The 13,731-nt window shown below is 64.9% G+C and carries 12 protein-coding genes and 2 pseudogenes; 8 read left to right on the top strand and 6 right to left on the bottom strand.

The features are described from left to right. Window positions 1–71: 71 nt before the first annotated feature. Window positions 72–245: pseudogene (locus tag MUU56_RS32565) on the bottom strand (ATP-binding cassette domain-containing protein); the annotation flags it as partial. A 748-nt stretch (window positions 246–993) separates the two neighbouring features. Between MUU56_RS32565 and MUU56_RS32555 the strand changes: the two are divergent. Beyond that, complete coding sequence (locus MUU56_RS32555) at window positions 994–1,518, top strand: Hsp20/alpha crystallin family protein (protein ID WP_245083420.1); 525 nt, start codon at window positions 994–996, stop codon at window positions 1,516–1,518. Between the two features lie 59 nt (window positions 1,519–1,577). Continuing rightward, window positions 1,578–2,006 (top strand): DUF2267 domain-containing protein, encoded by a 429-nt coding sequence (locus MUU56_RS32550; protein WP_245083418.1) that lies wholly within the window; start codon window positions 1,578–1,580, stop codon window positions 2,004–2,006. On the opposite strand, the pseudogene ftsH reads toward MUU56_RS32550, so the two are convergent. Then, window positions 1,957–3,813, bottom strand: a pseudogene (gene ftsH / locus MUU56_RS32545) (ATP-dependent zinc metalloprotease FtsH). The gene MUU56_RS32550 and the pseudogene ftsH overlap by 50 nt on opposite strands. A 125-nt stretch (window positions 3,814–3,938) precedes the next feature. On the opposite strand from ftsH, the gene MUU56_RS32540 reads away from it, so the two are divergent. The 6 genes from MUU56_RS32540 to MUU56_RS32510 all read left to right on the top strand — a co-directional run bounded on the left by MUU56_RS32540 (window position 3,939) and on the right by MUU56_RS32510 (window position 9,138). Further along, the gene (locus MUU56_RS32540) at window positions 3,939–5,447 is read left to right on the top strand and encodes a PAS domain-containing sensor histidine kinase (RefSeq protein WP_245083416.1); all 1,509 of its coding nucleotides are present in this window, start codon (window positions 3,939–3,941) and stop codon (window positions 5,445–5,447) included. Beyond that, window positions 5,437–6,063: a response regulator FixJ gene (fixJ, locus tag MUU56_RS32535; RefSeq protein WP_245083414.1), complete on the top strand. Its 627-nt coding sequence runs from the start codon at window positions 5,437–5,439 to the stop codon at window positions 6,061–6,063. The genes MUU56_RS32540 and fixJ overlap by 11 nt, the downstream gene beginning before the upstream one ends. Window positions 6,064–6,236: 173 nt before the next feature. Continuing rightward, window positions 6,237–6,824 carry a helix-turn-helix domain-containing protein gene (locus tag MUU56_RS32530; protein WP_245083422.1) on the top strand — a complete coding sequence of 196 codons (588 nt, stop codon included), beginning with the start codon at window positions 6,237–6,239 and terminating at the stop codon, window positions 6,822–6,824. Window positions 6,825–6,898: 74 nt separating this feature from the next. Further along, entirely contained in the window at window positions 6,899–7,303 is a 405-nt protein-coding gene (locus tag MUU56_RS32525) for a baeRF12 domain-containing protein (RefSeq protein ID WP_245083412.1), read from the top strand. Between the two features lie 354 nt (window positions 7,304–7,657). After that, window positions 7,658–8,083: a BON domain-containing protein gene (locus MUU56_RS32515; protein ID WP_245083407.1), complete on the top strand. Its 426-nt coding sequence runs from the start codon at window positions 7,658–7,660 to the stop codon at window positions 8,081–8,083. 71 nt (window positions 8,084–8,154) lie between these two features. Continuing rightward, a complete protein-coding gene (locus tag MUU56_RS32510; RefSeq protein WP_245083403.1) occupies window positions 8,155–9,138 on the top strand; it encodes a zinc-dependent alcohol dehydrogenase family protein in 984 nt (327 codons plus the stop codon). A gap of 13 nt (window positions 9,139–9,151) precedes the next feature. Here the strand turns inward: MUU56_RS32510 and MUU56_RS32505 are convergent, their stop codons facing one another. From MUU56_RS32505 to MUU56_RS32490, 4 genes are all read right to left on the bottom strand, one after another. Beyond that, on the bottom strand, window positions 9,152–9,745 hold the full coding sequence (locus MUU56_RS32505; protein WP_245083401.1) for an NAD(P)H-dependent oxidoreductase: 594 nt from the start codon (window positions 9,743–9,745) through the stop codon (window positions 9,152–9,154). Window positions 9,746–9,805: 60 nt separating this feature from the next. Continuing rightward, window positions 9,806–12,394, bottom strand: a complete 2,589-nt coding sequence (gene mgtA / locus MUU56_RS32500; protein WP_245083398.1) for a magnesium-translocating P-type ATPase — start codon at window positions 12,392–12,394, stop codon at window positions 9,806–9,808. Window positions 12,395–12,432: 38 nt separating this feature from the next. Further along, window positions 12,433–13,254, bottom strand: coding sequence for a universal stress protein (locus MUU56_RS32495; protein ID WP_245083395.1), 822 nt, complete (start codon window positions 13,252–13,254; stop codon window positions 12,433–12,435). Between the two features lie 81 nt (window positions 13,255–13,335). Further along, window positions 13,336–13,731 (bottom strand): arginine deiminase family protein (locus MUU56_RS32490; protein ID WP_245083392.1); only part of this gene is annotated, 396 nt, incomplete at its 5' end.

Genomic DNA, 13,731 nt, shown 5'->3' with positions numbered 1-13,731 from the left:
CGTCACAAACGGCGGCCTGGATCCTCTCGGCCTCCTTCCCGCAACCATCTTACATCAGACCAAACACACAGGATCCTTCGCGCGCCGGCTATCAGCGAAAGCAGGCTGGACTTGCCCACGCCGTCGGACCCGATGAGGTCCACCATGCAGCCGGCCGGTATGTCCAGCGTGACGGCGTCGAGCGCCCGCGCCTTGCCGTAGGAAAGGCCGGCATTTTCCAGCCGGGCCACCGGGCACGGGGTCATTGCAGCAGAGTTCCCTGCAAGGGCGGCCGGCCATTCGGCCTGCGGATCGAGCCGGATATAGGCGACGCCGGGCAGCCCCGTCTTCACCTGCTGGATATATTTGCACAGCAACTGCGCCTCCGCCTGCCGGCGGCGGCCGGCGAGCTCGGCCGTATCCATGCGGGCGAGCACGTCGCCCGCCTTCACGAGGTCGCTGTCATTGACGAGGATGTTCTTGATCCGCCCGGCGATTTCGCCGAGACATCGATTTCGACGGCCTCGATGCGTCCGTTGCCGCTTGCCAGCCCTTCCGGCAGCGCTCCATTTCCGACGTGCCGCCAAGCATAGAACCCGCCGACAGTAAGGACCGCAATCAGGAGAACGCCAAGCCAGAGGCGTCTAGCGGTGATCATGATGATACCCCTGTCTTGGCCGGCGGGCCGGCGAGAGATCCGTTACATTCATTGCCCGTCTCCGGTGATGCGGTCACAGCCGTCATTTCCTTCCGTCCTGAAGTCCTAAAATGAAAATCAGAACTCGGCCGCGACGACCTTGATCCGCGTCAATGCGACAGGGCGACGGGCGGCGTTTTCTGGGATGCCTGCCGGATCGAGCCGATCAGGCGAAGCAAGGCCGGGCGCGGCAGCGCGCCGACGAGCGACTTTTCGGCGGGAAGCACCGCCGCCCCTCCGCCCCGCCGTTCTGGGCGCGCGAGGAAGACCGGGGCGACGGCAATGAGGACGATTATTCAACGCACAGGAGATCAATCATGGCCGAAGCTGCCACCAAAATGCCCGTCACGAAGACGACCGCCCCTGCCAAGCGCGACGAGCGCCGTCCACTGGAAAGCCTGCGGCGTGACATCGACCAGCTTTTCGAGAGCTTCCGTCCCTTCGACTGGCGCCTGCCGTCGAGCGTCTTCGGCTTCGAATTGCCGCGCATGTCCCGCGAGGAATGGCAGGTGCTGCCCGCCATGGACCTCGTAGAGAAGAACGATGCCTACGAGATCACGGCCGAGCTTCCCGGCATCGACGAGAAGAACGTGGAGATCAAGCTCTCCAATCACACGCTGACGATCAAGGGCGAAAAGCAGGAGGAAAAAGAAGAAAAGCAGAAGGACTACTATCTCTCCGAGCGCCGCTACGGCTCGTTCCAGCGCAGTTTCCAGCTTCCCGACGGGGTGGACACCGACAAGATCGACGCCGCCTTCGCCAAGGGCGTGCTGACCGTCAAGCTGCCCAAGACCGCCGAGGCAAAGCAGGCGGAAAAGACCATCGCAGTCAAAGCTGCATAATCATTGCGACCATCACCGGTGCGCCCGGCCGGCGCACCGGGATTTACCAGGAGACCCCCATGAGCGGCACATCGATCACCAATTTCACCCAGGCCGCGCAACAGGCGCAGCAATGGGTCAACGAACTCGCCGAGGATCTCGGCTGGACGCAGCCGCGGGCCTATCACCTGCTGCGGTGCGTGCTGCATACCCTGCGCGACTGGCTGTCGCCGGAGGAGATGACGGACCTCTCCTCGCAACTGCCCGTTCTGGTGCGGGGCATCTATTTCGAGAACTGGAAACCCCTCGATACGCCCGTATGGGAGCGCAAGAAAGAGGATTTCATCGCCCGCGTCGAGGACGCCTTTTCCGGCGACATGCTCAACGACCCGGACGAGGCCGTGCGTGCCGTTTTCCGCCTGCTCGACAGGCACATTTCCCATGGCGAGATCGTGCAGGTCAGGAACTCGATGAAGAAACCGCTGCGCGATCTCTGGCCGGCGGCATGATCTTGCTTTCGGAAGCCCGCCGAAGCGGCGGAAAATCGTCAGGCGTGATCGTCTCGCGCTCGATAAGCAGGCGGGCGCCCGCCCGCAGATCGTCAATGCGGGCGTGCAGCAGATCCCGCGCCGCGGCGGCCGCCTCATCCAGCATGCCGCGCACGGCAAGATCGACTTCCCGGGCCGTCGCCTCGGCATAGTCCCTCGGCTGCAGCCGTGCGCCGTCGCCCAGCCATTGCTGCCTTTCCTCCTCCAGCACCGCCGGGCCGAGCGCGGGACTCATGCCGAAACGGGTGACACTCTGACGCGCGACGTCGGTCGCCTTGGACAGATCGTCGGCCGCTCCCGTCGATATCTCCTCATAGATGACCTCTTCCGCCGCGCGGCCGGCCAGCAGCACGACCATCCGTTCCTTCAGTTCGCTGGCGGTGATAAGGAAGCGGTCGTCGGTGGGCCGTTGCAGCGTATTGCCGAGAGCACCGATCGAGCGCGGAATGATCGAGACCTTGTGCACGGGATCGGTCTTCGCCAGCGATGCGGCGGCGAGCGCATGGCCCATCTCGTGATAGGCGACGCGCTCGCGCTCCTCGGCCCTGAGCAGCCGGCCGCGCCGCTCGACGCCGGCGACGATGCGCTCCACCGCTTCGGTGAAATCGGCCATGGTCACCTGGTCCGCGTCGCGACGGGTGGCGAAGATGGCCGCCTCGTTGACGAGATTGGCAAGGTCGGCACCGGTGAAGCCGGGTGTGATCCCGGCAATATCGCCCACATTCACTCCCGGCGCGGTCCTCACCGCCTTCATGTGAACCCTGAGGATGGCTTCGCGGCCCTTGCGGTCAGGCCGGTCGAGCACGACCTGGCGGTCGAAGCGCCCGGCGCGCGTGAGCGCCGGATCGAGGATTTCCGGCCGGTTGGTCGCGGCCAGCAGGACGATGCCGACGCGCGGATCGAATCCGTCGAGTTCGGAGAGCAACTGGTTGAGCGTCTGCTCCTTCTCGTCGCCGCCGCCATAGCCGCCAAACGGCGTGCGCGCCCGGCCGAGCGCATCGAGTTCGTCAATGAAGATGATACAGGGAGCCGCCTTGCGCGCCTGCTCGAACAGATCGCGCACGCGGGCCGCGCCGACGCCGACGAACATCTCGACGAATTCGGACCCGGAGATCGAGAAGAACGGCACGCCGGCCTCGCCCGCGACCGCGCGGGCCATCAGGGTCTTGCCGGTGCCGGGCGGGCCGACGAGCAGGATGCCCTTGGGAATGCGCGCGCCGAGGCGGCCGTATTTGTCCTTGTCCTTCAGAAAGGACACGATCTCCATCAGCTCAAGCTTTGCCTCGTCGACACCGGCGACATCCTCGAAGCTCACGCCGGTCTCTCGCTCGACAAAAACCTTCGCCTTGGACTTGCCGATATTGATGAGCCCGCCCATGCCCTGCCGCTCGGCGAAACCGCGAAAGAGGAACATCCACACAGCGAAGAAGAGTAGCATCGGCACAACCCAGGAAAGGATCGTCGAGAGCCAGTTGCTGTCGGTGCCGCCCGTCACCTCGACGCCCGCCTTCTAGAAGGCCGCCGCCGCGTCCGGATCGACGCGGGCGGACAGGAACAGACTCTTGCCGTCCACCGGCGCCTTGAAGCGGCCCTGGACGGCGGTTTCCGTGATGGTGACCGACGCCACCTTGCCCTCACCCACCATCTGCATCAGCTCGGTATGGGAAAGCTGGGCGACGTCTCGCCAGGCAAGCCATGTCTGGAATGCACCGAGCAGAAATAGCGCCAAAAGGAAGTAACCGACATTGAGCGTGTGTTTCTGGTCCATATCGCGCCGCTCCTGTTCGAATATCGCCTGTCTTACTTCCTTTCATGTCCGGGCGGCTGTATCCTTGACGCTGGTCAAATCTCCCCTCCCGATGGCGCCCGGGCTGGCGTCCCGATAGGAAAACCATGCCGGCGCGCGATCTACCCGGATTGCAAGGGCGCGTCCTCCAGGCGATCTTTTCACGCCGCTTCGAGGGAGTCGTCGGATATGGGTTGGCGCTGGTGTTGGTGGCATCGGTTTTCGCTTTTCGCTGGCTGCTTCAGGGCATATTCGGGAATACTGCGACATTCATCCTTTTCATTCCCGTCATCCTCGTTGCTGCCATCGCCGGCGGCATGGGGCCTGGCCTTTTGGCACTGGCCCTTTCCCTTGTCAGCGCGACCTATGTGGCCGGCCCCAACGGAACAATCTGGCTGCAGGTCACAGTCTTCGCGCTCGTCGGGCTGGCGATTACGTGGATGGGCGAGATGCTGCACCACGCGCGCAGGGCCATAGACAGAACCGAAAGCGCGCTCAGGGCGCGGGAGGCGCATCTCCGCTCGATCCTCGACACCGTGCCCGACGCGACGGTCGTCATCGACGAACAGGCGCGCATCACCTCTTTCAGCGCCGCCGCCGTGCGGCAGTTCGGCTATACCGAGGCTGAGGTGCTCGGCCGAAACGTCGATATCCTCATGCCGGAACCCTATCATCGCGAGCACGACGGATATATCGAGCGCTACGTCAGAACGGGCGAGAAGCGCATCATCGGGGTGGACCGCGTGGTCGTGGGCCTTCGTCGGGACGGCTCGACCTTTCCGATGAAGCTCGCGGTCGGGGAGGTGCAATCTTCGAATGGCCGTTTCTTCACGGGCTTCATTCGCGACCTGACCGAACGCGAGGAGTCCGAGGCGCGGCTGCAGGAAATCCAGAACGAACTGGCGCGTCTCGCGCGGCTCAACGAACTGGGAGAAATGGCCTCCACGCTCGCGCACGAACTCAACCAGCCGCTGGCGGCCATCGCAAACTATTCCCAGGGCTGTGTCCGGCTGCTGGACGGCATGACGGAGGAACCGGCCGCCCAGATGCGGGAGGCGCTGGAAGAGACCGCAAAGCAATCATTGCGCGCCGGTGAAATCATCCGCCACCTTCGCGAGTTCGTCACGCGCGGTGAGACGGAAAAAGCGCCGCATGACATGCGCAAGCTGATCGAGGAAGCCGGTGCGCTCGCCCTTGTCGGGTCAAGGGAACTCGGCGTCCGGTCGGTTTTCGCCTTTTCGCCGAATACCAAAGCGGTGCTTGTCGACCGCGTCCAGATTCAGCAGGTTCTCATTAATCTGATGCGCAACGCCATGGAAGCCATGCGGGACGCCGGGCGCCGGGAACTGATCGTGCGCACCCTGCCGGATGGCCCCGATCAGGTGGTCGTTGAAGTCGAAGATACGGGGCCAGGCATTTCCGACGAGATCGCTGCCCGCCTGTTCCAGCCTTTCGTCACCAGCAAGGCGAGCGGCATGGGTATAGGGCTGTCCATATCCAAGCGTATCGTGGAGGCCCATCGGGGCGAGATATCGGCGCGGCGCAACGAGAGCGGCGGAACGACGTTCCGGTTCTCCTTGCCGGTTGCCGGACAGGGGGCGGACTATGAAACCTGATAGCTATGTCGTGCATATTGTCGACGACGAAGAGCCGGTGCGCAAATCGCTGGCCTTCCTTCTCACCATGTCGGGTTTTACAGTGCGCGTGCACGAATCCGCCACCCATTTCCTCGCCGTCGCGCCGACACTCGCCCATGCCTGTCTGGTGACTGACCTGCGTATGCCGGATATGAGCGGCATCGAGTTGCTGGAGAGGCTCGGCGCGATCAGAGCCCTCCCCCCGGCAATCGTGATCACTGGGCACGGCGACGTGCCGATGGCAGTGTCAGCCATGAAGGCAGGCGCGATCGACTTCATCGAGAAGCCGTTTGAGGATCAAACCCTGATCGACGCAATCATTCGGGCCGCCAGCCGATTGGAAGACACGGTCGAGGTTTCCGGCGATACCGGGGCGTTGCGGACGCGCCTGGACAGCCTTTCGGATCGAGAGCGCGAAGTTCTCTCCGCCGTCGTCTCCGGCCTGCCCAACAAGACGATCGCTTACGATCTCGACATCAGCCCGCGCACGGTGGAGGTCCACCGTGCCAACATCATGTCGAAGATGCAGGCAAAAAGCCTTGCCGAACTCGTCCGAATGGCCATCGCCCTCAAGGTCGCCAGCATCTGTCATTGAGGCCCCCGCCAACGGCGCGGGCAAGCCGCTACGCATTTTCCCCTACGGACATGACCGAATTTCGTTTCGCAGGATTTGCGCGATGATCTCCCATCGACTTCGGGGAGAAGATCATGACCGTTCATGACGAGATTCTGACATCGTTTCATCGCAGGGCCGCATTCGATCCGGGGATGGCCGATCGCCGGCAGGCCGGCGACGCGCCGACATTCTTTGCCGCCGGCGCGGAAATCTATGCGCAGGGCGAAAAGTGCGGCAGCCTCTATACCGTGGAGTTCGGCGCCGTGCGGGTCTATCGGCTGCTGGCGGACGGACGCCGCCAGATTTCCGCCTTTCACCTCGTCGGCGAGATGTTCGGGTTCGAGACGGACGCCACGCATCATTTCTTTGCCGAGGCCATAAGCGCGACCGGCATAAGGATACAACGCACCACGCTCCTCCACGGCGACTTTGCCAGCGCGCTGCTGCCCATGGCCCTGCAGAGCCTTGTGCGGGCGCAGGAGCACCTGCTCGTACTCGGCCGGCAGAACGCGACGGAACGCGTCGCGGCCTTCCTGCTCGACATGTCGGAGCGCCAGGGCGGCCTGCGGCGCATCGATCTGCAGATGGCCCGCGCCGATATCGGCGACTATCTCGGGCTCAGTATCGAGACCGTCTCCCGCGTGTTCTCCCGGCTTCGCCAGAAGGGCATCATCCGATTGCCGAACCTGCGCGGCGTCGAGATCGTCAGACCGCAGGCACTGGAGGACCTCGCCGCCTGACCCGGCGACGCAAAGCAGTTCATTCAACGGCCGGTCCCGACATCGAAGGGCGACGGCCAGCAAGGAGAACCACGATGATCCTACCGAATGGCGCAATGGTTGCCGTCGTCGACGGGCATAATTTGCTTCTCTTCAGGAACATGACCCACGAACCCGGCATTGAGCTCTCCGCGCTGCCTGCCCCCGCGCTGACGAAGGGACATAGCGGCTCCGGCGTGCGTCACAGGAACAGCATCGCGAACCCCGACAAGGCGCATCTTCTGGAAGACGATTTCGCCGCCACGGTTTGCGCCGTGCTCAACCGGGCGGCTGTCGCCAGCGAGATCACCGAGCTACTCATCATCGCGGACGCACGAACCCTTGGGGAAATGCGACAGCACTTTCACCGGAGCCTGAAGGAACGACTGCTTGGCGAAATCGTCAAGGACATGACCGGACGCTCCAGAACGGAGATCGAGGCTGCTATTCGAACGGCGTGAGCGCCTTCGAGCCCGGCTCCTCGTAGACATCGCTCAATGTGGCAACCGGTTTCCATAGCCCCCTACAATCAGGATCTCGAACTCGCGGTCATCGACCGCGACGGAACGCATACGCTGGTCTTTCCCTGCCGACGCACGTTGGTCGGATGGGTGAAATCGGGTACGCGCGAACGCGTTGACGTGTCCCCCACCCATTGGCGCCCCTGGGACGCCGAGAAGCCTCCTGGCGTCAGGTAGGCGAGAGAGGGCCAAAAACATGCCGCTTTTGACGCGGGTCAACGCCTCCCGATCTTTCGCATCAGAGAACAGGCTCAGGGCGGGGATGGTGCCCGCCGGAAGAACGAGGTGAAAGTCATGAATGACAGCACATTGAGACAGGATATCCTGGACGAACTCAACTTCGAACCCAGCATCGACGCCGCCGATATCGGCGTGGCGGTGGAGAACGGCATCATCACGCTGAGCGGCAGGGTCGACTGGCAATATCAGCGGATCGCGGCCGCCGATGCGGTGCGTGATCTCGCAGGCGTCGTCGGCGTGACGAACAAGATCGAGATCGAGCATCACGTCTCGGCGCTCGACGTCAAGAAGCGGATCGAGGATGCGCTGAAACGCAATGCGGAGGTCGAAGCGCAGGCAATCAAAGTCGCCGTTCTCGATGGCGGCAAGGTGCGCCTGGACGGCTGGGTCCATGCGTGGTCCGAACGGCGTGCCGCCGAACAGGCTGCCTGGGCCGCCGCCGGCGTCCATGCGGTCGAGGACCACATTTCCGTCGGATGATGTGACACGATTGACGACAGCCGACGAGGCGGAAGCAATGCTTCCGCCTCACATTTTGCTGGAGGTCAGCGATGAAGGCGATGATCCTGGAAAGACCGAGAACAAGGCTTGTCCTGGTTGAACGTCCCGATCCGATCCCTGGGTCGGGCGAAATAAGGCTGAGGGTCGAGGCCTGCGCGGTGTGCCGCACGGATCTCCACGTCGTCGACGGCGAGCTGGAACATCCGAAGCTGCCGCTTGTGCCGGGACACGAGATCGTCGGCATCGTCGAGGCCGTCGGCCCCGGTGTCGATGCCTCGCGGCTCGGCCGGCGCGTCGGCGTGCCCTGGCTCGGTCATACATGCGGCGCCTGTCCCTATTGCCGTTCCGGTGCGGAGAACCTTTGCGACGCACCGCTCTTCACCGGCTACACGCGTGACGGCGGCTTCGCCTCGCATGTGGTGGCGGATGCCGGCTTCGCCTTCGATCTCGACCCCGACGCCGATCCGGTTGCGCTGGCCCCGCTCCTCTGCGCCGGGCTGATCGGCTGGCGGGCCTTGACGAAAGCGGGCGAGGGAAAGCGCATCGGGCTCTATGGCTTCGGCGCGGCGGCCCATATCATCGCGCAGGTCTGCGTCTGGCAGGGGCGCGAGGTCTATGCCTTCACCCGGCCGGGCGACGGGGATGCGCAGCAATTTGCGCTCGGTCTCGGCGCCGTCTGGGCCGGCGGTTCGCAGGAGGTGCCGCCCGCCCCGCTCGATGCCGCCCTCATCTTCGCGCCCGTCGGCGAACTCGTGCCGGCGGCGTTGCGCGCGGTCCGCAAGGCGGGCCGTGTCGTTTGCGGCGGCATTCACATGAGCGACATCCCGCCCATGCCCTATGCGGTCCTGTGGGAGGAACGGGAGCTTGTCTCCGTGGCCAACCTGACGCGACGCGATGCGGAGACGTTCTTTCCGGTGGCACGCGCCGCGGGCGTACGCACGCACACCACGGCCTATCCCCTCGCCGCGGCGAACGAGGCCCTCGCCGACCTCCGGGCAGGCCGCCTCAACGGCGCGGCCGTGCTGGTTCCCTGAGGCGGCGGCCCGGTCAGGCGGCGCGGGCGCCGAGCGCTCGCATCCTCGCGAGCCATTTTTTGCGCGTGGCGCCGCTTGCGCCTTCCACCATGCCGAACAGCGTCTCCCGAACCGGGCTGATGCCGACGAAGTTCAGGATGTTGCGGCGCATGCCCGCGACGCCGTGGCCGAGATACCAGAGCCGGTAGAAGAAGGCGGGCATGCCCATGGTCACGACCACGCGCGCGGACCGGTCGTCGAGCAACGTCGTGGCGAAGCCGCCCTTGCCCGCCTCGGGATAGGCGAAAGCCACGCCGGGGCGCATCACGTGTTCGAGAAAACCTTTCAGCAGGGCGGGCATGGTGCCGAGCCAGAGCGGAAAGACGAAGACGATATGCTCGGCGTCCCGGATCGCCTGCGCGGCATCCTCCAGCGTCACCGGCATCGGCCGTTTCGTGAACTCCTCCGTCGTGCGCAGCAAGGGGAAGTCGAGCGTCGCGATATCGATAAGCCGGACCTCGTGCCCGGCGGAACGGGCGCCCTCGGCATAGCTCGCGGCAAGCGCCCTGCACAGCCGTTCCGGTTTGGGATCGGGATGGCCGACGATGATGAGGATACGACGCGGCATGGGCGATCTCCTAGTGAACCACCATCAAACCCTTTTGCCGCACCGGTGCCTTGACGCGGGTCAAACGCGACGCCTTCCTCGCCTGCGGCGGCGCTCGCGCGCGAAGAACCAGTGTTTTGCCGCTTCCGAGGCTGCCAGATAGGCAAGCGTGATCGCGATCAGGCCGCCGACGACCGGCAGCGGCAGGGCGATGAAACCGAACCAGTTCGCGCCCGGCAGATAGGGGATCGCAACGGCGAACACGGCGACGGCCAGCGTCAGCCAGGAAAGCAGCGCGCTCGGATGGCTGCGCCAGAAGGCCGCGCGCGTCCGCACGACGAGCACGATGGCCAACTCCGTGATGAGGGATTCGACGAACCACCCCGTCTGGAATGCCGAGGCGGTCGCTCCGGCGACAAGGAGCAGGAAGGCGAAAGTCATCACGTCGAAGAATGAGCTGACCAACCCGAACGTCACCATGAAGCGGCGTACGAAGGCGATGTCCCATCGGCGCGGCGTTCGGACCTGGTCAGCGTCGACATTGTCGGTGGCGATGGCCAGCGAGGGCACGTCCGACAGGAAGTTGTTGAGCAATATCTGTGGCGCCAGCAATGGCAGGAAGGGCAAGGCCAACGAGGCTAAGGCCATCGAGATCATGTTTCCGAAATTCGCGCTGGTGGTGATGGAAATGTATTTCATCGTGTTGGCGAAGGTTTTCCGTCCGTCGTCGATCCCGCGCAGCAGCACGCCGAGGTCGCGCTGGAGCAGGATCATGTCGGCCGCCTCGCGCGCCACGTCCACCGCACCCTCAACGGAAATGCCGACATCGGCCTCGTGCAGCGCCGGCGCATCGTTGATGCCGTCGCCGAGATAGCCGACGACATGGCCGTGCTTGCGCAGCGCCGCGATAATGCGCTCCTTCTGGTTCGGGTCGATCTCCGCGAAGATGTCGTTCTGCGTAACGCGGCGCACGAGCGCCTCCTTCGTCAGTCGGCTCACCTCGGTTCCTGTGAGGACGCGGCGGTGCGGCAGGTCCACGGTTTCGGCAAGATGGGCAGCGACATAACGATTATCGCCCGTGATGATCTTCACCTTGATGCCGCGGGATGCCAGCGCCTTCAGCGTTTCCGCCATGCCCGCCTTGGGCGGATCGAAGAACAACAGGAAGCCGGCAAGGACAAGTTCGGCCTCGTCCTCGCGGCGATAGCTGTCCTGCCGCGCGAAGTAGCGCACGGCGAGTCCTAGGACGCGATACCCCTGTCCGCTCCAGGCCTGCACCTTCTCGTCTATCTTCGCGGCCGCCGCCGCATCGAGCGGCGCCGGTGCACCATCTTCGGCAAGGACGGAGGAACAGGCCGCAACCACAGTCTGCACCGCGCCCTTGCAGATCATCAGGTCCTCCCGTTCGCCCGCCCGGCGGACGACCACCGAGAGCCGCTTGCGGATGAAGTCGTAGGGTATCTCGTCCACCTTGGCATAGGCGGCAATGTCGTCCCGCTCGTCCCTTCCGGAGGCGATGGCCTCGTCAAGTGGGTTCGCCATGCCGGTCTGCAGCGTGGCGTTGAGAAACGCCCAGAGCTGCACCTGCGGCGCATCGGTCCCGGCGACGTCGAGGCAGGCATCGAGGTGGATGACACCCTCGGTCAGGGTGCCGGTCTTGTCCGTGCACAGGAGGTCCATGCTGCCGAGGTTCTCGATGGCGTCGAGCCGGCGCACGATGACACCGTTCGCGGCCATGGTGCGGGCGCCGCGCGCCAGCGTCACGCTGATGATCGCCGGCAGCAGCTCCGGCGTCAGCCCCACGGCGAGCGCCAGGGAAAACAACAGCGAATCCACCGCCGGGCGATGCAGCAGGAGATTGGCGAAGAAGACGAGGATGACGATGACCAGCATGATCTCCGTCATGAGATAGCCGAAGCGGCGGATGCCGCGCGCAAAGTCCGTTTCCGGCGCGACGTGGGCGATGGTCGCGGCGATGGAGGCGAACTCGGTCGCGCCGCCCGTTTTCACGACCGCCATCGTCGCCGTGCCGCTGCGCACGGAGGTGCCGGTGAAGGCCGTATTTGTCCGCTGGCTAAGGCGGGCCTCCGGCGTGCAGATGCCCGCCGTCTTGATCACCGGGAAGGTCTCGCCGGTCAGCGCCGCCTCGCTGACGTTGAAGTCGCGCGTCTCCAGGAGGATACCGTCGGCCGGGACGAGGTTTCCCGCCGAAAGCCGAACGATATCACCCGGCACGATCTCCTCGACGGGAAGCAGGGTTTCCCGCCCATCGCGCAGCACGAGGGCCTTGCGGGCGATGCGGGCGGTGAGCGCCTGCATTGCGCGGGAGGCGCCATATTCCTGCGTGAAGGAGAGAACGCAGCTCGCCAGCACGATGACGCCGATGATGACCGCCTCGCTGCCCTCGCCAACGATCCCCGAGACGATGGCAGCGAAGATGAGGATAAGGACGAGCGGGCTGCGGAACTGCCGCGCGAAGGCCGCAAGCGCCGAACCATCGTGCCCCGCCCGGATCGTATTGGCCCCGACGCGGGCGAGGCGGGCCCGCGCGGCCTTGCTCGAAAGCCCGGTTGTGCGGGTATCCAGCCGGGCAAGGAGAGCCGCGGCAGGAATGGACCAATAGGCCGGCACAGAATCCACGGCCTGCGGCGACGACATTTCCGGCTGCATTTTCGTGTCTCCACCCGCGCCCGCCCGTTCCAGATCCGTCAGTTGGACATGAAGCGATTGAGCCGGATCGCGTCGAGCAGCGATCGGGTCATGCCGCCGAACGCCCACTCCCTGAGGCGGCTGTGCCCATAGGCGCCGGATACGACGAGATCGGCGTCGTGCCGATCGACGAGTTCGATCAGGCTGTCGTTTTCCCGACCGCTTTCAACGGTTTCACTGCGTGCGGTCACCCCGTGAGCAGCCAGGAAGGATACCACGTCGCCCAAGCTCTCGCGCGCCCACTGATCGATGGTTGGAGCCACCGTCGCAACCACGACGTCATCGGCAGCCTGCAACAACGGCATGGCGTCGGCGACCGCCCGCCGTGCCTCCCGCGTGTCTTTCCAGGCGACAACGATCTTCCGGCCAACGCGGTGGTCCGTATCGTTCCCGACGACCAGGAGAGGCCGGCCCAGTTGCAGCACCGCGCTGCCCGGATCGACCCAGCGCGCCGTATCCTTCGTCACCGCGCCGTCGGCAGCCCCGGTGACGACAATGTCGGCGATCCTTGCCGTTTGGGCCAGCGCATAGGTCGGTCTTTCCTGCGCGACGCGCCAGTCGGTCGCGACAGCACCGGCAACCAGCGCCTCAAACTCCTTGCGCAGGTCCTTGAAACGACGCTCGTCGTCATCGCGCATCTGCCGCCACACCTCCGCGGCCAGCTCCGCGCCTTCCGGCCCCGTGACCGGAAGGTAGGCATCGGCCGCGCAGAAGCCGGTCAGCCTGGCGTTCCACCGTTGAGCCAACTCGCTTGCTGCCCTCACGATCGGAACGATCGGCCCTTCGATATCCAGATTAACAAGAATGGATTTGTAGCTCACTGGACTGTCCTCCTTGTTGAGAAGATAGTCGTTTGGGTGGAAGACACCTTGACGCGGGGCAAACGCGACCGTGCCGATGGCTTATGCATGCGCCGGCTCTATCCACCTCCCGCGCAGTCCCGCGACGATCTCCACGGCATCTTCGAGCCGTCCGATCGCCGCCGGCTTACCGGCAGCGCGGGCGATGCCGCCCACCAGCAGCGATGCGAGTTGTTCGGCCGGCATCTCGTCCAGCCAGCCGCGCAGCTCGCCCACCATGTCGTAGCCGACGATCGAGGCGTCGACACGCCGGTCGAGCAGCCAGTCGCGCCCCTCCGGCAGGGCCAGGGTCTCGGCCAGCAACTCGCCGAAGAGATGCACGGTGACGCCGCGCTCGCGCAGCGCATCGACGAAGACGTCGTGCTCCTGCCGGGCGCGCTTGACCCAGAGCACGTCGTCGAACAGCAGCGCCTTGCAATTTTCGGGGGTGAGGCGGCG

This window comes from Shinella yambaruensis (assembly GCF_022899355.1).
GTDB lineage: Bacteria > Pseudomonadota > Alphaproteobacteria > Rhizobiales > Rhizobiaceae > Shinella > Shinella yambaruensis.
Note: the sequence above shows the minus strand (reverse complement) of the source record. Positions and strands in the feature narration are given on the sequence as shown.

Excerpts from the sequence above, each read along its gene's own strand:
- MUU56_RS32505 (WP_245083401.1), bottom strand. The coding sequence starts at position 9,745 with ATGCCGCGTCGTATCCTCATCATCGTCGGCCATCCCGATCCCAAACCG.
- MUU56_RS32515 (WP_245083407.1), top strand. The coding sequence starts at position 7,658 with ATGAATGACAGCACATTGAGACAGGATATCCTGGACGAACTCAACTTC.
- MUU56_RS32530 (WP_245083422.1), top strand. The coding sequence starts at position 6,237 with ATGGCCGATCGCCGGCAGGCCGGCGACGCGCCGACATTCTTTGCCGCC.
- MUU56_RS32510 (WP_245083403.1), top strand. The coding sequence starts at position 8,155 with ATGAAGGCGATGATCCTGGAAAGACCGAGAACAAGGCTTGTCCTGGTT.
- mgtA (WP_245083398.1), bottom strand. The coding sequence starts at position 12,394 with ATGCAGCCGGAAATGTCGTCGCCGCAGGCCGTGGATTCTGTGCCGGCC.
- fixJ (WP_245083414.1), top strand. The coding sequence starts at position 5,437 with ATGAAACCTGATAGCTATGTCGTGCATATTGTCGACGACGAAGAGCCG.
- MUU56_RS32540 (WP_245083416.1), top strand. The coding sequence starts at position 3,939 with ATGCCGGCGCGCGATCTACCCGGATTGCAAGGGCGCGTCCTCCAGGCG.
- MUU56_RS32555 (WP_245083420.1), top strand. The coding sequence starts at position 994 with ATGGCCGAAGCTGCCACCAAAATGCCCGTCACGAAGACGACCGCCCCT.
- MUU56_RS32525 (WP_245083412.1), top strand. The coding sequence starts at position 6,899 with ATGATCCTACCGAATGGCGCAATGGTTGCCGTCGTCGACGGGCATAAT.
- MUU56_RS32550 (WP_245083418.1), top strand. The coding sequence starts at position 1,578 with ATGAGCGGCACATCGATCACCAATTTCACCCAGGCCGCGCAACAGGCG.